The sequence below is a fragment of the Ruegeria sp. G10 genome, assembly GCF_056533645.1.
The window spans coordinates 20,223-41,677 of record NZ_JBQFOQ010000006.1; the positions used below are offsets into that span (position 1 = coordinate 20,223).

Sequence of the window (21,455 nt, forward strand, 5' to 3'; positions counted from 1 at the left end):
CAAAAAGGCCCGGTCATGCGACCGAGCCCTCTGGGTCTGCTGCGCAACCGGATCAGTTGACAAGCGTCGCCGCCGCAGCTGCTGCTGCGCCTTCCACGCCGAACTGATAGAACACGCCGATCAGCATCAGCGCGGCTGACCCCATCAACGCCGTCCAAAGAACCGGAGAGGAACGTGTTTCGATCGGGTCTTCGTTCTCGGCGCCGAAATACATGTAGAACACGATCCGCAGGTAATAGAACGCACCGATCACCGAGGCGATGGCCGAGACGATCACCAGTCCAAACAGGTCCGCATCGATCCCGGCCTGCCAGACGCCGAACTTGGCAAAGAAGCCCAGCATCGGTGGGACCCCCGCAAGGCTGAACATCAGAATCAGCAGGGCCAGTGCCTTGCCCGGATCACGTTTCGAGAACTGGCGTAGCGCGTCGATATTGGTGACCGGCTTGCCGTCACGCTCCATCATCAGGATGAAGGCGAAGGTGCCGATATTCATAGTCACATAGATGGCCAGATACATCAGCATCGCTTTGACGCCCATTTCCGTTCCCGCAGCCAGACCGATCAGCGCATAGCCCATATGGGCGATCGACGAAAACGCCATCAGCCGCTTGATGTCCCGCTGTCCGATCGCCGCAACCGCGCCCAGCAGCATCGACAGGACCGACAGGAGCACGACGACTTGCTGCCAGTCCTTGATCACACCGCCAAACGCGTCGTGCATCAAACGGGCGAACAGCGCCATGGCCGCCACTTTCGGCGCGGTGGCAAAGAACGCCGTGATCGGCGTCGGAGATCCTTCGTAGACGTCCGGTGTCCACATATGGAACGGCACCGCAGACACCTTGAACGCCAGACCGGAAATCATGAAGACCAGACCAAACAACAGGCCAATCGAGACATCTCCATGATGGACCGTCTCGATGATGCCCGAGAACAGCGTGGTGCCGGTAAAGCCGTAAACCAGCGACGCGCCATAGAGCAGCAGACCCGAGCTGAGCGCGCCGAGTACAAAGTACTTCAGACCCGCCTCGGTGGATTTCGCACTGTCACGGCGCAGAGCGGCCACCACATAAAGCGACAGTGACTGCAGTTCCAAGCCCATATAAAGCGACATCAGGTCACCGGCACTGACCATCATCATCATGCCAACAGCGGCAAGGGCGACCAGCAACGGGTATTCAAACCGCAGCAGGTCGCGGCGGGCCATGTAGTCCTGGCTCATCAACAGGACCGCGGCGGCGGACAGCAGGATCGCGACTTTTGCGAACCGGGCGAAACCGTCATCCACGAACATACCGTTGAAGGCGACGTTCACACCGTCGCCATTCATTGCAATCCAGATCGCCAGCACCGCCATCAGGCCCGAGGTGGCCCAGACCAGCACCGGTGCCAGCGCGTCCTTGGTGGTGTAGACGGCCCCCAACAACGCGGCCATCGCATAAACCGCCAGAACAATTTCCGGCATGATAATTGTCAGATCAGCCTGGATCATGTCTCCAAAGCCTCCTTAATGCGAGGCGGCCGTCTGGGTCGCAGCCTCAGCCGCGGCCAGAGCCGTGTCGTAGTTCGAGATTAGCGCAGCGGTCGATTGTCCGATCACATCAGTTACCAGCGATGGATAAACACCCAGCAGAATGGTCATCACGATCAGCGGCGCAAAGATCAGACGCTCACGCGAGCTCATGTCGGTGATGGCTTTCAGGCTTTCTTTGATAAGGTCGCCAAAGACCACACGGCGATAGAGCCACAGCGCATAACCGGCCGAGAAGATCACACCGGTCGCAGCCACGGCCGTTACCCAGGTATTGACCTGGAATGCGCCCATCAGGGTCAGGAACTCGCCGATAAACCCGGAGGTGCCCGGCAGGCCCACGTTCGCCATGGTAAACAGCATGAAGACCAGCGCGTATGCGGGCATCCGGATTACCAGACCTCCGTAAGCGTCAATATCGCGGGTGTGCATCCGGTCATAGATCACACCGACGCACAGGAAGAGCGCGGCCGAGATAAAGCCGTGGCTGATCATCTGGAAGATCGCACCGTCAATCCCTTGCTGGTTCGCCGCAAAGATGCCCATGGTCACAAAGCCCATATGCGCGACCGAGGAATACGCGATCAGCTTTTTCATATCCTCCTGCACTAGCGCCACAAGCGAGGTGTAGACGACAGCGATGGCCGACATCCACAGCACCAGATCGGTCATCACCGCCGATCCCACAGGGAACATCGGCAAGCTGAACCGCAGGAAGCCATAGCCGCCCATTTTCAGCAGGATCGCCGCCAGCACGACCGAACCTGCCGTCGGGGCCTGAACGTGTGCGTCCGGCAACCAGGTGTGCACCGGCCACATCGGCATCTTCACCGCGAACGAGGCGAAGAAGGCCAGGAACATGAGCGTCTGCATGCCGCCGACGATGTAGATGCCCATGACGCTGAACCCTTCGGACGAGAACTGATGGCTCATCAGCGCTTCGATATCGGTGGTGCCTGCGTCGGCGTACATTGCGACCATCGCGACCAGCATCAAAACCGAGCCGAGGAAGGTATACAGGAAGAACTTGAAGCTGGCGTAGATGCGGTTCGCGCCGCCCCAGATGCCGATAATCAGGAACATCGGGATCAGACCGGCCTCGAAGAACAGGTAGAACAGCACCAGATCCAGCGCCATGAACACGCCCAGCATCAGCGTTTCCAGCAGCAGGAAGGCGATCATGTATTCCTTCACGCGGTCGGTCACGTTCCAACTGGCCAGAATGGTCAGCGGCATGATGAAGGTCGTCAGCAGCACGAACAGAACGCTGATGCCGTCCACGCCCATCTTGTATTTCAGGCCTAGCAGCCACTCACCCTCTTCCACCATCTGAAAGCCGGTGTTGTTGGGGTCAAAGCCGGTATAAATGCCGATGGACACAAAGAACGTCACAGTCGTTGCAACCAGTGCGACCCATTTGGCGTTGCGCTGCGCGGCTGCATCTTCGCCATGCAGGAACAGGGCCAGAATACCTGCGGCGATGGCGGGGATGAAGGTGACAATAGATAGGATATTGTCCATTAGTGTGCGCCTCCGCCGATCGACATCCAGGTGACAAGGGCGGCGATGCCCAAGACCATCCAGAAGGCATAAGTAAAGATGTAACCGGTCTGAGCTTTGCCCGCGAGGCGGGTGAAGAAAGGCACCACGCCCATCGCCACTCCGTTCAGGAAGCCGTCGATCGTATTGCCGTCACCGCGTTTCCACAGGAAGCGGCCCAAAGCCACGGTCGGTTTGACGAAGATCGCATCGTAGATCTCGTCAAAGTACCACTTGTTCAGCAGGAACAGGTACAGCGGACGCTGGTTCGCAGCCAAACGCGCAGGCAGCGAGGTGTTCACAATATAGAACCAGTAGGCCACGACGAACCCAAGCAGCATCGCAACAAAGGGCGAGACCTTGACCCATTTCGGAGCAGCATGGGCGTCGTCCAGCACATGGTTATCCGGCGCCATATAGAGCGCGCCCTCACCCGGTTCACCCACGAATGCATAGTGATGATCGCCATGGGCATCTTTCTCACCATGCCCTCCATCCGCATGATCATCTTCAGCGTGGGCGTCATCCCCATGCGCCGTATCCGCCGCGTGGTCTCCGCCCTCGGCATGTTCCGAAGCCTCCGCAACTGGAATACCGTAGAACTTGCCGACCTTGTCCGCATGGCCGAAGAAATTGCCGTACCAGAGCATCCCGGCAAAGACCGCGCCCAGAGACAGTACACCCAGCGGGATCAGCATGACCTTCGGGCTTTCATGTGCATGCTGGTGGGTATGTTTGTCCCCGCGCGGCTCACCATAGAAGGTCAGGAAGATCAGACGCCAGCTGTAGAACGAGGTGAACATCGCCGCGATCACCAGCATCCAGAAGGCATAGCCAGTACCGCCCGCATAGGCGCTTTCGATGATGGCGTCCTTGGACAGGAACCCGGCAAAGCCGAAGGTGGTCAGCGGGATACCCACACCGGTAATGGCCAACGTCCCGATCATCATCGCCCAGAAGGTATAAGGGATCTTCTTCCGCAGCCCGCCGTATTCAGTCATCTCCTGCTCGTGGTGCATCGCGTGGATCACCGAACCGGCCCCAAGGAACAGCAGCGCCTTGAAGAACGCGTGCGTCAGCAGGTGGAACATCGCCGCCGAATACATGCCGACGCCCGCCGCAACGAACATATAACCCAGCTGCGAACAGGTCGAATACGCGATGACGCGCTTGATGTCCGTCTGCACCAGACCCACGGTCGCCGCAAAGAACGCGGTCGAGGCCCCAAGGAAGGTGATGAAACCGGTCGCACCCGGCGCGAACTCCATCAGCGGCGACATGCGGCAGACAAGGAATACACCTGCGGTCACCATGGTCGCGGCGTGGATCAGGGCCGACACTGGTGTCGGGCCTTCCATCGCGTCCGGCAACCACGTGTGCAGGATCAACTGCGCCGATTTACCCATCGCGCCGATGAAGAGCAGGACGCAGATTACTTCAACCGCGTTCCACTCACCCCACAGGAAATGAAGCTGCGTTTCCGACAAGGTCGCTGCCGAAGCAAAAATGTCCGAGAAGTTGATGCTGTCGGTCAGCAGGAAGAGCGCAAAGATGCCCAGAGCAAAGCCAAAGTCGCCGACCCGGTTGACGATGAACGCCTTCATCGCCGCCGCATTGGCCGATGGTTTGCGATAATAGAACCCGATCAGCAGGTACGAGGCGACGCCCACGCCCTCCCAACCAAAGAACATCTGCACCAGATTGTCCGCCGTCACCAGCATCAGCATGGCGAAGGTGAAGAAGGACAAATAGGCAAAGAAACGCGGCTTATAGCTTTCGCCCTCGCGCCATTGCGGGTCGTGATCCATGTAGCCGAAGGAATAGAGGTGAACCAGCGCCGAAACCGTCGTCACCACGATCAGCATGATCGCGGTCAACCGGTCCAGACGAATGGCCCAGCTTGTCGACAGCGAGCCGCTCTCGATCCAGCGCATGATCTCGATCTGCTGGGTGACGCCATCGAATGTGAAGAACACGATCCACGACAGCAGACAGGCCAGAAACAGCAGGCCCGTCGCGGTCCACATGGCCGCCTTCTCGCCGATAAAGCGCCAGCCAAACCCGCAGAGCAGCGCGCCCACCAGCGGGGCAAAGAGGATGGTGGTTTCCATAGTTCTCTTAGCCCTTCATCATATTGACGTCTTCAACCGCGATGGTGCCACGGTTGCGGAAGAAGCAGACCAGAATGGCCAGACCAATCGCCGCCTCAGCCGCCGCAACGGTCAGCACGAACAGCGTAAACACCTGCCCGACCAGATCGCCGAGGAAGCTGGAAAACGCCACAAGGTTGATATTCACCGCCAGAAGCATCAGTTCGATACTCATCAGCAGGATGATGACGTTCTTGCGGTTCAGGAAGAGACCGAAGATGCCGATGACGAACAGCGTCGCCGCGACCGTAAGATAGTGTTCAAGTCCGATCATCGTCTTAAAGTCCCTGCCCCGGTTTCACGTCCTTCAACTCCATCGCCTTGGCCGGGTCGCGCATCATCTGGCCGATGATGTCCTGACGCTTGATGTCCTGACGGTGGCGCAGGGTCAGCACGATTGCGCCGATCATCGCGACCAGCAGGATCAGGCCCGCCAGCTGGAACAGAAGGAAGTATTGATCGTAAAGGATGACACCCAGCGCCTCGGTATTGTGGCGGTCTGCCGGGACCGGCTGGGCCAGATTGGCCGCTGCGCCTTGTGCGCTGTCCCATGCGCCGAAGGCCATGACGAACTGCATCAGGATGACCAGACCGATCAGCAGGGCCAGCGGCATATAGCGCGCCATCTCGGCCTTCAGCTCGGCAAAGTCCACGTCCAGCATCATCACCACGAACAGGAACAGAACCGCGACCGCACCCACATAGACGATGATCAGCAGCATCGCCACGAACTCAGCCCCCAACAGCACGAACAGCCCCGCCGAGGACAGGAAGGACAGGATCAGCCACAGCACCGAGTGCACCGGCTGGCGGCTGATCACCGTGAACAGCCCGCCGGTGATGGCGCTGATGGCAAACAGGTAGAAGGCAAAGACGGTCATTGATCCTCATCCTCATTATCGCCCAGGACCTCTTGCGCCAGATCCAGCGCGCGGGTCATGGCCGGGATGCCGGCAAAGACCGACATCTGACCGATCGTTTCCACGATCTCTTGTTTCCTCGCCCCGGCCTCCAACGCATGGCGTACGGTCTGGCGCACAGCGGTATCGGCCTGTGCGCCCTGACAGGTCAGCCCAGCCAGCGTCAGCAGCAGACGGGTTTTGGCATCCAGCCCGTCTTTGTTGACGGTGTTGCCAAACATCATCTCCATGATCTCTTTGGGCATGGTCGGCCAAAGGGCCTCAAACCCTTTGGGCGAGAAATTCTCCATCGCCGGGTTCATCGCCTTGGCCATGTCCTGCGCCTGCTTCATCATCAGCTCAAACGGATTTGTCGGCGTGTCACTCATCTGTACGGCGCGTCCATTTCCAGATTGCGGGCGATCTCGGCTTCCCAGCGTTCGCCGTTGTCGAGCAGTTTTTCCTTGTCGTAGAACAGCTCTTCGCGGGTTTCCGTGGCGAATTCGAAATTCGGACCTTCGACGATGGCATCGACCGGGCAGGCCTCCTGACAGAAGCCGCAATAGATACACTTGGTCATGTCGATATCATACCGCGTGGTGCGGCGGCTGCCGTCTTCGCGCGGCTCGGCGTCGATCGTGATGGCCTGAGCCGGGCAGATCGCCTCGCACAGTTTGCAGGCGATGCAGCGTTCCTCGCCGTTTGGATAACGGCGCAGGGCATGCTCACCGCGAAACCGCGGGGACAGAGGGCCCTTTTCGTGCGGGTAGTTCACGGTAGCCTTGGGGGCGAAGAAGTATTTCAGCCCCAGTTTCATGCCGACCCAAAAGTCTTGCAAAAGGAAATATTTGGCGGCGCGGGTATAGTCGATTTGAGTCATATCAGCCTCCTACGCTCCAACGGGCGAACGCGCCCCAGAACCAGTCGAACCTTGCCGCGAAGGCCACGAAGACCACCCAGGCCAGCGAGAAGGGCAGGAAGACTTTCCAACCCAGCCGCATCAGCTGGTCATAGCGGTAGCGGGGCGTGATTGCCTTAACCATCGCGAAGAGGAAGAAGAAGAACGCCATCTTGGCGACCATCCACAGCACGCCGTCCGGCAAGCCCGGGATCGGCGACAGCCAACCGCCAAAGAACAGCAGCGTGGTCAGGGCACACATCAGGAAGATGGCAATGTACTCGCCTGCCATGAACAGCAGAAAGGGCGTTGCCGAATATTCGACCTGATAGCCCGCGACCAGTTCCGATTCCGCCTCGGGCAGATCGAAGGGTGGCCGGTTGGTCTCGGCCAGCGCCGAGATGAAGAACAGGAACACCATCGGGAAATGCGGCAACCAGTACCAGCTGAAGAACCCGAACGAGCCATCCTGTGCGCGGACGATATCACCGAAGTTCATCGAACCGGTCGAGATGATGATGCCGATGATGATCAAACCAATGGAGACTTCATAGGAAATCATCTGCGCCGCAGACCGCAGCGAGCCCAGGAATGGATACTTTGAGTTCGACGCCCAACCACCCATAATCACGCCATAAACTTCCAGAGAGGACACGGCGAAGACATACAGAATGGCGACGTTGATATCCGACAGAACCCAGCCATCGTTGAACGGGATCACCGCCCAGGCGATCATCGCCAGCACGAATGACGTCAGCGGTGCCAGCATGAACACCGTGCGGTCTGCACCCGCCGGAATCACAACTTCTTTGACCACGTATTTCAGTGCATCCGCCACCGATTGCAGCAGGCCGTAGACGCCCACCACGTTGGGGCCACGACGCATCTGGACGGCAGCCCAGATCTTGCGGTCGCCATACACAAGGAACAACAGCGAGATCATCACGAAGGCAACAACGGCAAGCACTTGCGCCAGAATGATGATGGCTATTCCGCCTGGGGTGTTAAAGAAATCAGCCATTGGTCCTCACACCGTGGGTATTCTGTTGTCCGCATGCGATGCAAAGGCCAGTTGCCTGCGCGATCTGCGGCTGGGTCGGCGCGTTGGTGTAAACAGCATCTGATGCTGCAGCGCCACCCTTAATCTTGGGGTCCACACGCATTTCAAGCGCGGCTATCTGCCGCCCGGCCGCCACGCCCGAATACGATATGAAACAATTTGAGCTCATTCCGCCGCGATCTTCCCGGATTTGCGGCCCTGCGCCTGCGCCGATAGCTCGGCCATCAGTTCCGAGGCGCGGGCAATCGGGTTGGTCAGATAGAAATCCTTAACCGCATAGCGGAAGCTGGCTTTGCCCAGCGGGCCGGCATCGAGGGCCTGAACCTCATTCTCGATCACCGAGTCGACTTCCGCCAGATGTGGAACGGCTTCGATCAGAGCCGTGCGCAGTTGCGCCAGCGAGTCGTAGGGCAGTGTTGCGCCCAATTCTGCTGACAGCGCGCGCAGGATCGCCCAGTTCTCTTTGGCCTCACCCGGGGCAAATCCGGCGCGCATGGCCAATTGCGGGCGGCCTTCTGTGTTCACGAACAGACCGTTTTCCTCGGTATAGGCTGCGCCCGGCAGGATCACATCGGCGCGGTGCGCGCCGCGATCACCGTGGCTGCCCTGATAGATCACAAAGGCCCCTTCGCCGATTTCGACCTCATCCGCGCCGAGGTTGTAGATCACATCCGCCGCGCTGATGGCCTCCATGCCGCCTTCATTGGTGGCATCGACATCCATGGCACCGACGCGCGACGCGGCAGTGTGCAGTATGATCAGGCCGCTTTCGGTATTTGCGGCAATGGTTTGAGCAGCGGCCAGAACGGCAGCTCCGTCAGCCTCTTGCAGGGCACCCTGGCCCACGATGACCAGTGAGCGCTTGCCCTTGATCTCATCATCGCCGCCCATGTCGACCACTTGTTGCAGCGCGGCCCGGTCATCCCCGATGTGGTGGTACTGATAGGTCAGATCGACCGCAGGACCAACCACGGCGACCTCAGCCCCATGCGCCCAGGCTTTGCGAATGCGCGCGTTCAAAACCGGAGCCTCGTCACGTGGATTCGTGCCAATCAGCAGAATGCGCTCGGCCGTTTCGATATCCTCGATAGCAGCAGTTCCGGCATAGGCACCCCGGTTGCCCGCAGGCAGCTTGGCCCCATCGGTGCGGCATTCAACAACACCGCCCTGCCCTTCGATCATCTGCTTCAGCGCAAAGATCGCTTCGACCGGAGCGAGATCGCCCACAATGCCCGCAGGTTTCTCGGCCCCTTTCAGCGCCTCAGCAGCCTTGGTCAGCGCCTCGGGCCAACTCGCGGCGCGCAGCTTACCGTTTTCACGCACATAAGGCCGGTCCAGACGCTGGCGGCGCAGGCCGTCCCAGACAAAGCGCGTCTTGTCGCTGATCCATTCCTCGTTCACGCCATCATGGTTGCGCGGCAGGAACCGCATCACTTCGCGGCCCTTAGTATCCACGCGGATGTTCGAGCCCAAGGCGTCCATTACATCGATGCTCTCGGTCTTGGTCAACTCCCAAGGACGGGCGGTGAAGGCATAGGGCTTCGAGGTCAGCGCCCCAACCGGGCACAGATCGATAATGTTACCCTGCAGGTTCGAATCCAGCGTCTGGTTCAGATACGAGGTGATCTCGGCATCCTCGCCACGCCCCGTCTGGCCCATCTGGGTGATCCCGGCGACCTCGGTGGTGAAACGCACGCAGCGGGTGCAACTGATGCAGCGGGTCATCGCGGTATCTACCAGTGGTCCCAGATCCAGATCATCCACTGCGCGCTTGGCTTCCTTGAACCGCGAGCCCGAGACGCCGTAGGCCATCGCCTGATCCTGCAGGTCACACTCACCGCCCTGATCGCAGATCGGGCAATCCAGCGGGTGATTGATCAGCAGGAATTCCATCACCCCTTCGCGGGCCTTTTTGACCATGGGTGAGTTCGTCTTGACCTGCGGGGCCTGCCCTTCCGGCCCCGGACGCAGATCACGAACCTGCATCGCACAAGACGCGGCGGGCTTGGGCGGGCCGCCGACAACTTCAACCAGACACATCCGGCAGTTTCCGGCAATCGACAGACGCTCGTGATAGCAGAAACGCGGCACCTCGACCCCGGCTACTTCACAGGCTTGGATCAGGGTCATCGCGCCATCGACTTCGATTTCCTGCCCGTCGATATTGATCTTGCGGAGGTCAGACATCGCCTAGTTCGCCCTCAAATACACGCCGATGGCGCTGTTTCTTTCGATCTCTTTCTGTCCCAATGTGCAGAAAGAATTGGGATTTTCGTAAGACACACCGTTCTGCGCCAGATAGGCTTCGCCCTTGGCGCGCATCCGGTCTTTTTCAGCATCCGAGTCGACATAGGCCCGGATTTCGCTATCCGAGTATCCCAGCTTATTCGCTTTGGATCGCAGGTCCCACATCACGCCAATCGCTTTCAACCGACGCCCGCTGATCGACGGGCAGTACTCGGAAATCTCATTTGCGATGGCGATGTAATAGAGTTCGTTGTCGATCTCTTTGACATCGCGCAAGGGGGGCTTGGCCTCGGCCGCGACCGGCAAAAGCACAGCAGTGACCACAGCAAGCGTTTTCAGACCAAACATGGGGTTTCCTTTCGTCTTGGGTTCCCCAAGACGCACCCCATCCGCACTGTCAGGCAATAGCGCCCAGCCCGTTGGCCCGTGATATCCGATAACGCGGCTCATGGGCGCTGGCACGATCCGGCAAAGGTCAGCTTGTCATTCTCGATCCGCAGGTTCTGCGGCTCGGTATCCGGACCAAGTGTCCAATTGATCCGGGACGAGCCGAAATTCTGCACACAGAATCGCGTCGCTTCGAAACGACCCGCCTCGCGCGCGCCATCGACCGAGGCCGAAACGCCATTCACCGTGACAGTGAAATCTGTTGGCATCTTCTTCTTGTCAACAGACTTCGCCTTCGCGCGGAAGACCTGCCCATCAAAGGCGACTCGCTCGGGGTTCGACACGGCCCCGCCACATGCCGAGAGCAGCAAGACTGCGGTCAGGGCGCAGACGACAGATCGTGTCACGCGCATCTGCCCCTTTCGCTGATGTCCACCGAAGGCGCCATTTTTTGCAATCCGTCCCAGCATCACAGCACCACTGTCATTCCGCCGCCATCGCGCCCATGCGGCCCGATTTTTGCGCCTTGATACGGTCCTCGATCTCTTCGCGGAAGTTGCGGATCAGGCCCTGGATCGGCCATGCCGCAGCATCACCAAGGGCGCAGATTGTGTGACCCTCGACCTGCTTGGTCACGTCGAACAGCATGTCGATCTCTTCCAATTCGGCCTCGCCGCGCACCAGACGGTCCATGACGCGCATCATCCAGCCGGTGCCTTCGCGGCACGGCGTACACTGACCGCAGCTTTCGTGCTTATAGAATTTCGACAGACGCCAGATCGCCTTGATGATGTCGGTGGACTTGTCCATCACGATCACGGCGGCGGTGCCAAGGCCCGAGCCCAGCTCTCCGCGCAGATAGTCGAAATCCATGATCGCATCCCGCATGTTCTCACCGCGCACGCAAGGCACGGATGAGCCTCCGGGGATCACCGCCAGCAGATTGTCCCAGCCGCCGCGAATGCCGCCGCAATGGGTTTCGATCAGTTGCTCGAACGGGATCGACATCGCCTCTTCGACGACGCAGGGGTTGTTCACATGGCCCGAGATCGCAAACAGCTTGGTGCCCGCGTTGTTCTGACGGCCAAAACCCGCGAACCAGTCCGCGCCCCGGCGCAGAATGGTCGGCACAACGGCGATGGATTCCACATTGTTCACCGTGGTCGGGCAGCCATACAGGCCCGCGCCCGCCGGGAACGGAGGTTTCATCCGGGGCATGCCCTTCTTGCCCTCAAGGCTTTCAATCAGCGCCGTTTCCTCACCACAGATATACGCGCCCGCGCCGTGATGCAGGAACACATCGAAATCCCAGCCTGACCCAGCCGCGTTCTTGCCTAGCAGTCCCGCATCGTAGGCTTCGTCGATCGCGGCCTGCAGCGCCTCACGCTCGCGTATATATTCGCCGCGCAGGTAGATGTAGCAAGTATGTGCATTCATCGCGAAAGAGGCGATCAGGCAGCCTTCGATCAGCGTATGCGGATCATGGCGCATGATCTCGCGGTCTTTGCAGGTGCCGGGTTCGGATTCATCCGCATTCACCACCAGATAAGCCGGGCGACCGTCGCTTTCCTTGGGCATGAACGACCATTTCAGGCCGGTTGGAAAGCCCGCGCCGCCACGACCACGCAGGCCTGAATCCTTCATCGTCTGGATAATCCAGTCGCGGCCCTTGTCGATCAGGCCAGCGGTGCCGTCCCAATGCCCGCGGGCCTGCGCGCCTTTCAGAGTGCGCTCATGCATCCCGTAGATGTTGGTGAAGATCCTGTCCTGATCCTTCAGCATCGCTCAGTTACCCTTGGCTATCCTGACGCATGCGCCAGAGTTGAAAAATGTTGACACCCGCATAGATGAACCCTGCCAGAGCGGCAAAATCAAATAGCAGCGCATAGCGCCCGGGCATCCCCAACGCGGGGCCGATGAACAACGTCATGCCAAGCCAAACCACCATCGTCACAGCGATGACGATGCCGATATGTCGACCCTTGCGGGCTATGGCCAGTTCCTTGTCCTTGTCCATCTCATCCCGATGCCCCTTATGGGCACCTGTTTAGTCCTTGTAAGTGCCATCTTCCTTGGCGCGTTTGGCGAACTCGGTTTCTTCACCTGCCGCCAGCTTGGCCGCCTGTTCAATCCACCCGTCGCGTTCGATCCGACCCTTGAACTTCAGCCGGGCATCGACCCACGCGACATGCGCCGCAGTCCATTTGGCGATCTGGTCATAGTGGTAAAAACCCAGCTCGTTCAGCGTCTGTTCCAGCTTCGGACCCACGCCTTTCAGCATCTTGAGGTCATCCGGCTTGCCGCCTCGCGCTTCGGTCAGCGTGACGGGCTGTTCTTCGGCCTCCTGTTTGGCCTTCGCTTCCTCAACCTGTTTCACCGCCGTTTTCGCAGGTTCAGGCGCTTTCGGAGGTTTCGCCGCAGCCGCAGCCCCAGCCTGTGCGCCATCCTTGCCCAGCCAAGGCGTCAGAATCGGAACTTCGGTTCCATCGATCCGCTTAACCGTATCGCCCAGATCGCTCGCCAGTTGGACGCTGGCGTTGTATTGCGTCCGGCCACTGTCATACTCGGTCAGACTGGTCAGCCCCTTCAAAGGCTCAGCCGCATAACGTCCATTCTGCGGACCCGGCGTAGGCACCTTGCCCGCGACAAGATCATCAAGGATGCGGCCAAAGCTCTCGGTTGTCAGGTCCTCGTAATAATCCTTGCCAATCTGCGCCATCGGAGCGTTTGTGCAGGACCCCAGGCATTCCACCTCTTCCCAGCTCAGCTTGCCATCGGCGGACAGCTCATGCGGCTTGGCGGCGATCTTTTCTTTACAAACCGCAATCAGATCCTCGGCCCCGCAGATCATGCAGGACGTCGTGCCACACACCTGAATATGCGCTACCGACCCAACCGGTTGCAGCTGGAACATGAAGTAGAACGAAGCCACCTCAAGCACGCGAATATAGGCCATGCCCAGCATGTCGGCGACAGATTCGATGGCCGGGCGGCTCAGCCACCCCTCCTGCTCTTGCGCGCGCCACAGCAGAGGGATCACCGCGCTGGCCTGACGGCCTTCTGGATATTTGGTAACCTGCGCTTCGGCCCATTGCTGGTTGGCAGCGGTAAAGGCAAAGCTCTCGGGTTGTTCGGGATGCAGACGGCGGAGCATTAGCGGTCAATCTCTCCAAATACGACGTCCATGGTGCCGATGATTGCGGCGACGTCGGCCAGTTGGTGGCCTCCGGCGACATGGTCCATGGCTTGCAGGTGCAGGAACCCGGGCGCGCGCAGTTTGGCACGGTAGGGTTTGTTGGTGCCGTCGGCGACCAGATAAACGCCGAACTCACCCTTGGGGGCCTCGACGGCGGCGTAAACTTCGCCCGCAGGGACATGGAAGCCTTCGGTATAAAGCTTGAAGTGATGGATCAGGCTTTCCATCGAGGTCTTCATGTCAGAGCGTTTCGGCGGGGTGATCTTGCCGCGCGCCAGCACATCTCCGGGGCAATCGCGGATTTTGGCGATGGCCTGACGGATGATCAGCAGCGACTGGCGCATTTCTTCCATGCGCACCAGATAGCGGTCATAGCAGTCGCCGTTCTTGCCGACCGGGATCTGGAACTCGAACTCGTCATAGCATTCATAGGGCTGCGCACGGCGCAAATCCCATGCGAGGCCCGAGCCACGGACCATAACGCCCGAGAAGCCGTATTTCTGGATGTCATCTTCGGTCACAACACCGATGTCAGCGTTGCGCTGTTTGAAGATGCGGTTTTCGGTCAGCAGACCGTCGATATCGTCCAAAACGGTAGGGAACTCATGGCTCCAAGCCTCGATATCATCCAGCAGTTCGGGCGGCAGATCCTGATGCACACCACCCGGGCGGAAATAGGCGGCGTGCAGGCGAGCACCGCAGGCACGCTCATAGAACACCATGAGCTTTTCGCGTTCCTCAAAGCCCCAAAGAGGTGGGGTCAGCGCGCCCACGTCCATCGCCTGCGTCGTCACGTTCAGCAGGTGGTTCAGGATACGCCCAATCTCGGAATACAGAACCCGGATCAGCGAACCCCGGCGCGGCACTTCCACGCCGGTCAGTTTCTCGATGGCCAGACACCAGGCATGTTCCTGATTCATCGGCGCCACGTAATCCAGACGGTCGAAATACGGCAGGTTCTGCAGATACGTCCGGCTTTCCATCAGTTTTTCGGTGCCACGGTGCAGCAGGCCGATATGCGGGTCGCAGCGCTCGACAATCTCGCCGTCCAGCTCAAGCACAAGACGCAAAACCCCGTGCGCCGCAGGGTGCTGCGGGCCGAAGTTAATGTTGAAGTTGCGGATCTTCTGTTCTCCGCTCAGCGCGTCCGTGCTGCCGTCATCATATCTTGAGCCGTCCATCAACGCCCTCGTTTCTTCTTCGCTTCGACCCGAACCCGGACCTTTTCCGCCTCAGCCGCCTTGGCAGCGGCCCCGGCCAGCAGAACCCCAAGCGCACCCAACGCGATCAGTTCCCCCAACCCCATCAGCGGCGCTCCATCTCTTGCAGTTTCATGGCCATGATCCAGATCAGGATCAGCGTTCCAATCGGGATGACGCAGGCGACAACCCAGTATTTCTCGATCCCGAAATGCGGTAGCAGTTTCAGCATCGGGATGATCGTGGCGACCGTGACGGCAATCCAGATCAGGAACTCCATGACTTACGACTCCTGTTTTTCATCCCCTGGCAGAATGTAATTCGCACCTTCCCATGGGGACATGAAATCGAACTGGCGATATTCCTGCACCAGACTGACGGGTTCATAGACCACGCGCTTTTGCGCCTCGTCATAGCGGACCTCGGTATAGCCGGTGGTCGGGAAATCCTTGCGCAGCGGATAGCCCCGGAACCCATAATCGGTTAGGATGCGCCGCAAGTCCGGATGGCCCGAGAACAGGATACCGAACATATCGAACACCTCACGCTCGAACCAATTGGCCGAGGGGTGCACGTCGACGATCGAAGGAACCATGTCATCCTCGCGGATCGAAACCCGCAGGCGGATGCGCTGGTTCTGATACATGGACAGGAAGTGATATACGACGTCGAACCGCTTGGCCCGCTCAGGATAATCGACGCCGGTGATGTCCACGAGGGTCGAGAACTGGCAGTTCCGGTCGGATTTCAGGAATTCAATGAACTCCACAAGGTTCGACAGGGCCACATCCACGTTCAACTCGCCATGGGTCACATCCCACGACAGAACACAATCTTGCCGTTTCAGCTCCAGCTGCGCGCCGAGTTCTTTGAGCGCTTCACTCATTGCGGCCCTCCTGCAGAACTTCGTCATAGAACGTCGCTTCTGCATCGTAAGACTTGAAAAATTTCGCCATAAAGTCGGGCATAACCGTCTTTGCGGCTTCCTTACCCGCAAACGCCGTTACAGCCGCCATGTCCCGCCACTTGCTGAGAACAACAACATGGCAAGGGTCTTGGTCGCGCCGGACCAGAAAAGACACGCTTTTGAACCCGTCAACGGCCTGCATTCCGGGCAACGCGCGTGCGCGAAAGGTGCTCACCCACTCAGCAACATCGTTCCGAGCGACAACGGCCTCCCAGCGCCTGACAACCGCATCACTCATCGAACGATCGTCCCTGTGCGGCGGATTTTGCGTTGCAACTGCATCAAACCGTACAGCAACGCCTCAGCTGTCGGCGGACAGCCGGGGACGTAGATGTCCACAGGCACAATCCGGTCGCAGCCGCGCACGACGGAATAAGAGTAGTGGTAATAGCCGCCGCCATTGGCGCAGGACCCCATCGAGATCACATAACGCGGCTCGGGCATCTGGTCATAAACCTTGCGCAGCGCCGGGGCCATTTTGTTGGTCAGGGTCCCAGCCACGATCATCACATCCGACTGACGTGGAGAAGCGCGGGGAGCGATACCGAACCGTTCCGCATCATAGCGCGGCATCGAGGTATGCATCATCTCAACCGCGCAGCAGGCCAGACCAAAGGTCATCCAGTGCAGCGACCCGGTGCGCGCCCAGTTTATGATGTCCTCGGTCGAGGTCAGCAGGAAACCTTTGTCCTGCAGTTCCGCATTCAGGGCCTGGGTGGCGACTTCCTTGTCGACGCCGGCGGTGTTTGCACCCGTCATCACTCCCATTCCAGAGCCCCCTTTTTCCATTCATAGGCAAAGCCGATGGTCAGAACGCCCAGGAACACCATCATCGACCAAAAGCCGACATCACTGATGTCCTTGAAGCCGACGGCCCAGGGGAACAAGAAGGCAATCTCGAGATCGAAGATGATGAAAAGAATCGCCACCAGATAGAATCGGACGTCGAATTTCATCCGCGCATCATCGAAGGCATTGAAACCACATTCATATGCGCTCACCTTCTCGGGGTCGGGATTACGAACGGCGAGGACCACAGCAGCCAGAATCAGTACGATTCCAAGGCCCACAGCAACGGCCAGAAACACCAGAATCGGGAGGTACTCCCGCAGCAGGTCTTCCACGTATAGCTCCTTTCCTGCGCAGGCCCGAAAAGGGCGCGCCGTCAATTGGCGTGTTGACTGGCCATTCTCTATCCCCGCAGGGTCAGAGGGTCAACCGAACACAAACGCGCAGGTCCGTATTGTTACAGTCGCCCCGACTGCGCTGCCGATGCCAGCGCAGCATGCGGGCTGATCGGCTAACCCGTCCTATTCCATTCAGGTTTTCGCTTGTCAAAGAAGGCAGCGATCCCCTCTTTGGCCTCGTCGCTCTCCCAACGCGCGACAAGCTGTTGAATGGTGTGGTCAATCACCGCATCGTCGATGCGCGGACCAAGCGACCGGATCATCTGCTTGGCAGACGAAACCGCACCGGGCGCGCAAGCGAGATAGGGCGCGACCTCGGCTTCGACGGCCTCGGCCAATGCCTCTGCAGGCACGGTTTTGGCCAACAGCCCGAGATCGACGGCTTCTGGCGCGTCAAACAGGCGGGCTGACATGAAAACGCGGCGCGCCCGCGCCTCGCCCATACGGGCAATAACATAGGGCCCGATCGTGGCCGGGATCAGGCCCAAACGGGTCTCGGTCAGGCCCATCTTCAGGCTGTCGACGCCGATCGCCACATCACAGACCGAGGCCATTCCCACACCGCCGCCAAACGCATTCCCCTGAACCGCCCCGATCAGCGGCTTGGGCAGCGTATTCAGCGCATTCAGCATCTCGGCCAGCTTACGCGCCTCGACAAAGCGCGTTTCAGGATCGGCGGCCATCTGCGCCTGCATCCAGCCCAGATCACCCCCGGCGCAGAAGCTTTTGCCGGACGCGGCCAGAACGACCACCCGCACCGCGTCATCGCTGGCCAATTGCCCTGCGGCTTGGGTGAGCTCGGCAATCATCTGCGCCGACAGAGCGTTGTGTTTTTCGGGGCGATCCAATGTCAAAGTGGTCACGCCACGCGCATCGGTGTTCAGTGTGATTGTGTCGAACATATCCTACTCCGCCCGCATGGCCCGCGCCATGTCCGCCGCCTGTTCCAGAACAGCCGCGTCCAGACCGGTCTCATAGCCCAGTCGCTCCAGATGTGCGGCTACAGCCTCGGTCGCGACATTGCCCGCCGCACCCGGCGCATAGGGGCAACCGCCCAGCCCGCCCACGGCGGCATCAAACACCCGCACGCCCAGCGCCAGCGAGGCATCGATATTGTCGATTGCCCGCCCGTTGGTGTCGTGGAAATGGCCAGCTAGCCGGGTGACTGGTACACGTTCACGCACCGCCAGCAGCATATGGGCGATCTTGTCCGGCGTTGCCTGCCCGATCGTGTCGCCTAGAGAAATCTCGTAGCAGCCATGGGCGAACAGGGCGTCCGCCACCTCGGCCACTTTCTCGGGCTGGGTCGGGCCGTCATAGGGGCAATCGGTCACGCAAGAGACATAGCCCCGAACCGGCAGATCGATATGCCGCGCGGCCTCAAGAATCGGCACGAACCGTTCAATGGATTCGGCGATGGTCGCGTTTATGTTGGCTTTCGAAAACCCCTCGGATGCCGAAGCAAACACCGCGATCTCATCCGCCTTGGCCGCCAGCGCATCCTCATACCCGCGCATATTCGGTGTCAGCGCCGCATAGCGCACACCGTCGGTCCGGGTAATCCCAGCCAGCACCTCAGCGCTGCCCGCCATCTGCGGCACCCATTTCGGCGAGACAAAGCTCGCCACTTCGATCCGGTTGAACCCGGCGCGGCTGAGGCAATCGACCAGAGCTACTTTCTCGGCCACCGGAATCTCGCGCTGTTCGTTCTGCAGACCATCGCGCGGCCCGACCTCGAAAATCTCGACCCGTTCCTTCATCAGCGCATCCCTTCCCGGCTTCTTCTTGTTTCAAATACGGATGACTGTGCCACGCAATGCAACGCCCGAACAGATCAATCCTCGGCCAGCCGGACCAGCGCCGCTCCGGCCTCGACCTGCGCACCTGCCTCGGCCAGCACCTCGGCCACCACGCCATCGCGGGCGGCCAGCAGCGCATGTTCCATCTTCATGGCTTCCAGAATGGCCAGACGGTCGCCTTCCTTCACCTCTTGCCCTGCTAAGGCAAAGACGGCCTTGACCAAACCGGGCATCGGCGCCTCGATCACATTGGTGTCACCCGCCGCGCTGGCGTCACGGTCCAGCGGGTCAACTACCTCAAACACCTGCCCGTAGTCGTCGAAAACCGTGACGACATCACCTGAAACCGCAACCTGCGGCATCGGCGCGCCGTCGATCAGCCAGCGATGGTCGACCCTGCGGGCCTCGACCGTGGTGCCATCCACCTGCCAGACCTGCAGGTCCGGGCCATGAACTTGAACATCCAGATCAATACGCTCTCCGTCACGCATCAGCGCAATGGCCCTGTGCAACGGGGCCCAGAGGGTAAAGCCAATGTCCTCGACCGCGTCAACCAGCCCGGCCGCGGCAATTGCAGCAGCCACCGCCAACGCGGGGCCGGGTGCGGGGTCGCGTACCAAGTCTTCCAGATCACGCCCGATCAGACCGGTATCGACATCGCCCGAGGCAAATCCCGCATGCCGCGTCAGCGCGCCCAGAAACGCAAGGTTGGTGACAGTGCCCGCGACCTGAGTTCCGCGCAGGGCGGTGTCGAGCTTGGCCAACGCGATCTCGCGCGTTGCACCCCAGACCACCACCTTGGCGATCATCGGATCATACCAGGGGCTGATCGTGTCCCCGGCCCGCACGCCACTATCGGCGCGGCACTCTTGCGGGAAGTTCAGATGGGTCAGAGTACCCGTCGCGGGTAAAAAGCCCTTGGGCACATCCTCGGCATAGAGCCGCGCCTCAAAGGCGTGCCCGCTGATGGACAGATCGCTTTGCTGCTTCGGCAGGCTTTCTCCTGCGGCAACGCGCAGCTGCCATTCGACCAGATCGACGCCCGTGATCGCCTCGGTCACCGGGTGTTCGACCTGCAGGCGCGTGTTCATTTCCATGAACCAGAACCGATCCGGGCGCAGCCCGTCCGAGGCATCGACGATGAACTCAACCGTCCCCGCGCCCTTGTAGCCAATCGCCTCAGCCGCGCGCACGCCTGCCCGCCCCATCGCCGCGCGCATTTCAGCGGTCATGCCGGGGGCCGGAGCCTCTTCAATCACCTTCTGATGCCGCCGCTGCAATGAACAATCGCGTTCAAACAGATGCACCGCATGAGTGCCATCGCCGAACACCTGCACTTCGATATGCCGGGGTTTGGCGACGAATTTCTCGACCAACACGGCGTCATTGCCAAAGGCTGTCTTGGCCTCACCGCGCGCGCTGTCCAAAGCAGCCGAGAACTCCTCAGGCCTTTCGACCAGCCGCATGCCCTTGCCACCGCCTCCGGCAACGGCTTTGATCAGGACCGGATAGCCAATAGTGTTCACCGCCTCAGCCAGATGTTCGGGATCCTGATTGTCGCCATGATAGCCGGGCACGACGGGAACGCCCGCATCCTCCATCAGCACTTTTGCCGCGTCCTTGAGGCCCATCTTGCGGATCGCATCCGCAGAAGGCCCGATGAAGGTCAGACCCGCAGCTTCGACCGCATCCACAAAATCCGGGTTCTCGGACAGAAACCCATAGCCGGGGTGGATCGCCTGCGCGCCCGTATCCAGCGCCGCCTGTATGATCACGTCGCCCTTCAGATAGCTCTTAGCCGGGGCCGCGCCGCCGATATGCACGGCCTCATCCGCCATCTGCACATGCTTGGCCGAGGCATCCGCGTCAGAATAAATCGCCACGCAAGACACGCCCATCTTCTGCGCGGTTTCCATGACGCGGCAGGCAATCTCTCCCCTGTTTGCAATCAGGATTTTGTTGAACATGGCTTACCCCTCAACCCCAAGATCTTCGACAAGTCGGAACCGTTCACAAAGCAATTCCATTTCGGGATCAAACCCGCCATTTCGCTCGAAATACCGGCGGTGATCTTCGCGCCAACCCTCAAGCGTCTCATTTTCGCCCTCGGCCAACGCAAAATCCTCGGTCACATCGCAATACCGGCAGATCGAAACCTCAACCGTTTCAATCACCAGCGCCGGTCGGTCGTCCCACTCCAAAGCGATGTCCCGCCGCCCGACAACCGGGGTGTCTGTGCTGCCTTCGGGATAGTCTCGCAAAGCACCGCAGGTTGCCGTCTTCCGGCCTGATCGCACCAAAGCCAGAAGTTCGGCGCTGAGGGCCGCGTTATCGCCGAACTTGAAGGTCTGCGCACCGGGATAGCGGGTTTTCAGATGTTCCAGATCGCTCAT

The 21,455-nt window shown here is 59.9% G+C and carries 25 protein-coding genes; all 25 read right to left on the reverse strand.

Annotated elements, in window-relative coordinates:
* Positions 1 to 52 precede the first annotated feature (52 nt).
* Positions 53 to 1,495, reverse strand: coding sequence for an NADH-quinone oxidoreductase subunit NuoN (nuoN, locus tag ACR0KM_RS11665; RefSeq protein WP_480861402.1), 1,443 nt, complete (start codon positions 1,493 to 1,495; stop codon positions 53 to 55).
* A gap of 15 nt (positions 1,496 to 1,510) precedes the next feature.
* On the reverse strand, positions 1,511 to 3,055 hold the full coding sequence (locus ACR0KM_RS11670; protein ID WP_480861401.1) for an NADH-quinone oxidoreductase subunit M: 1,545 nt from the start codon (positions 3,053 to 3,055) through the stop codon (positions 1,511 to 1,513).
* Positions 3,055 to 5,184, reverse strand: a complete 2,130-nt coding sequence (nuoL, locus tag ACR0KM_RS11675) for an NADH-quinone oxidoreductase subunit L (protein WP_480861400.1) — start codon at positions 5,182 to 5,184, stop codon at positions 3,055 to 3,057. The genes ACR0KM_RS11670 and nuoL overlap by 1 nt, the downstream gene beginning before the upstream one ends.
* Positions 5,185 to 5,191: 7 nt before the next feature.
* A complete protein-coding gene (gene nuoK, locus ACR0KM_RS11680; RefSeq protein ID WP_005984024.1) occupies positions 5,192 to 5,497 on the reverse strand; it encodes an NADH-quinone oxidoreductase subunit NuoK in 306 nt (101 codons plus the stop codon).
* Between the two features lie 4 nt (positions 5,498 to 5,501).
* Complete coding sequence (locus tag ACR0KM_RS11685; protein WP_152458578.1) at positions 5,502 to 6,104, reverse strand: NADH-quinone oxidoreductase subunit J; 603 nt, start codon at positions 6,102 to 6,104, stop codon at positions 5,502 to 5,504.
* Positions 6,101 to 6,511, reverse strand: coding sequence for a carboxymuconolactone decarboxylase family protein (locus tag ACR0KM_RS11690; protein ID WP_480822546.1), 411 nt, complete (start codon positions 6,509 to 6,511; stop codon positions 6,101 to 6,103). Before ACR0KM_RS11690 ends, ACR0KM_RS11685 begins: the two co-directional genes overlap by 4 nt.
* Positions 6,508 to 7,002, reverse strand: a complete 495-nt coding sequence (nuoI, locus tag ACR0KM_RS11695) for an NADH-quinone oxidoreductase subunit NuoI (RefSeq protein ID WP_039524264.1) — start codon at positions 7,000 to 7,002, stop codon at positions 6,508 to 6,510. Before nuoI ends, ACR0KM_RS11690 begins: the two co-directional genes overlap by 4 nt.
* A gap of 1 nt (position 7,003) precedes the next feature.
* Positions 7,004 to 8,041: an NADH-quinone oxidoreductase subunit NuoH gene (gene nuoH / locus ACR0KM_RS11700; RefSeq protein WP_480861399.1), complete on the reverse strand. Its 1,038-nt coding sequence runs from the start codon at positions 8,039 to 8,041 to the stop codon at positions 7,004 to 7,006.
* Positions 8,042 to 8,245: 204 nt separating this feature from the next.
* On the reverse strand, positions 8,246 to 10,267 hold the full coding sequence (gene nuoG, locus ACR0KM_RS11705) for an NADH-quinone oxidoreductase subunit NuoG (protein ID WP_480861398.1): 2,022 nt from the start codon (positions 10,265 to 10,267) through the stop codon (positions 8,246 to 8,248).
* 3 nt (positions 10,268 to 10,270) lie between these two features.
* Positions 10,271 to 10,675 (reverse strand): DUF5333 domain-containing protein, encoded by a 405-nt coding sequence (locus ACR0KM_RS11710; RefSeq protein WP_480822552.1) that lies wholly within the window; start codon positions 10,673 to 10,675, stop codon positions 10,271 to 10,273.
* A 98-nt stretch (positions 10,676 to 10,773) separates the two neighbouring features.
* Positions 10,774 to 11,121, reverse strand: coding sequence for a hypothetical protein (locus ACR0KM_RS11715; RefSeq protein ID WP_480822554.1), 348 nt, complete (start codon positions 11,119 to 11,121; stop codon positions 10,774 to 10,776).
* A 76-nt stretch (positions 11,122 to 11,197) separates the two neighbouring features.
* Entirely contained in the window at positions 11,198 to 12,496 is a 1,299-nt protein-coding gene (gene nuoF, locus ACR0KM_RS11720) for an NADH-quinone oxidoreductase subunit NuoF (RefSeq protein WP_480822556.1), read from the reverse strand.
* A 7-nt stretch (positions 12,497 to 12,503) separates the two neighbouring features.
* Complete coding sequence (locus ACR0KM_RS11725; RefSeq protein ID WP_480822558.1) at positions 12,504 to 12,731, reverse strand: DUF5337 domain-containing protein; 228 nt, start codon at positions 12,729 to 12,731, stop codon at positions 12,504 to 12,506.
* 30 nt (positions 12,732 to 12,761) lie between these two features.
* Positions 12,762 to 13,868, reverse strand: coding sequence for an NADH-quinone oxidoreductase subunit NuoE (nuoE, locus tag ACR0KM_RS11730; protein WP_480861397.1), 1,107 nt, complete (start codon positions 13,866 to 13,868; stop codon positions 12,762 to 12,764).
* The gene (locus tag ACR0KM_RS11735; RefSeq protein ID WP_480593116.1) at positions 13,868 to 15,091 is read right to left on the reverse strand and encodes an NADH-quinone oxidoreductase subunit D; all 1,224 of its coding nucleotides are present in this window, start codon (positions 15,089 to 15,091) and stop codon (positions 13,868 to 13,870) included. Before ACR0KM_RS11735 ends, nuoE begins: the two co-directional genes overlap by 1 nt.
* A complete protein-coding gene (locus ACR0KM_RS11740) occupies positions 15,091 to 15,216 on the reverse strand; it encodes a hypothetical protein (protein WP_480822562.1) in 126 nt (41 codons plus the stop codon). The genes ACR0KM_RS11735 and ACR0KM_RS11740 overlap by 1 nt, the downstream gene beginning before the upstream one ends.
* Positions 15,216 to 15,389 carry a hypothetical protein gene (locus ACR0KM_RS11745; protein ID WP_170397057.1) on the reverse strand — a complete coding sequence of 58 codons (174 nt, stop codon included), beginning with the start codon at positions 15,387 to 15,389 and terminating at the stop codon, positions 15,216 to 15,218. Before ACR0KM_RS11745 ends, ACR0KM_RS11740 begins: the two co-directional genes overlap by 1 nt.
* Positions 15,390 to 15,392: 3 nt before the next feature.
* Positions 15,393 to 15,995, reverse strand: a complete 603-nt coding sequence (locus ACR0KM_RS11750; RefSeq protein ID WP_480861396.1) for an NADH-quinone oxidoreductase subunit C — start codon at positions 15,993 to 15,995, stop codon at positions 15,393 to 15,395.
* Positions 15,988 to 16,314, reverse strand: a complete 327-nt coding sequence (locus ACR0KM_RS11755; protein WP_480861395.1) for an antibiotic biosynthesis monooxygenase — start codon at positions 16,312 to 16,314, stop codon at positions 15,988 to 15,990. Before ACR0KM_RS11755 ends, ACR0KM_RS11750 begins: the two co-directional genes overlap by 8 nt.
* Positions 16,311 to 16,844, reverse strand: a complete 534-nt coding sequence (locus tag ACR0KM_RS11760) for a NuoB/complex I 20 kDa subunit family protein (RefSeq protein WP_037307875.1) — start codon at positions 16,842 to 16,844, stop codon at positions 16,311 to 16,313. The genes ACR0KM_RS11755 and ACR0KM_RS11760 overlap by 4 nt, the downstream gene beginning before the upstream one ends.
* Positions 16,835 to 17,200, reverse strand: a complete 366-nt coding sequence (locus ACR0KM_RS11765) for an NADH-quinone oxidoreductase subunit A (protein WP_120635912.1) — start codon at positions 17,198 to 17,200, stop codon at positions 16,835 to 16,837. Before ACR0KM_RS11765 ends, ACR0KM_RS11760 begins: the two co-directional genes overlap by 10 nt.
* 176 nt (positions 17,201 to 17,376) lie before the next feature.
* A complete protein-coding gene (locus ACR0KM_RS11770) occupies positions 17,377 to 18,165 on the reverse strand; it encodes a crotonase/enoyl-CoA hydratase family protein (protein WP_480861394.1) in 789 nt (262 codons plus the stop codon).
* Positions 18,166 to 18,168: 3 nt separating this feature from the next.
* On the reverse strand, positions 18,169 to 19,023 hold the full coding sequence (locus tag ACR0KM_RS11775) for a hydroxymethylglutaryl-CoA lyase (RefSeq protein WP_480861393.1): 855 nt from the start codon (positions 19,021 to 19,023) through the stop codon (positions 18,169 to 18,171).
* A gap of 74 nt (positions 19,024 to 19,097) precedes the next feature.
* Positions 19,098 to 21,029, reverse strand: coding sequence for an acetyl/propionyl/methylcrotonyl-CoA carboxylase subunit alpha (locus ACR0KM_RS11780; protein ID WP_480861392.1), 1,932 nt, complete (start codon positions 21,027 to 21,029; stop codon positions 19,098 to 19,100).
* 3 nt (positions 21,030 to 21,032) lie between these two features.
* A complete protein-coding gene (locus ACR0KM_RS11785) occupies positions 21,033 to 21,455 on the reverse strand; it encodes an ASCH domain-containing protein (RefSeq protein ID WP_480861391.1) in 423 nt (140 codons plus the stop codon).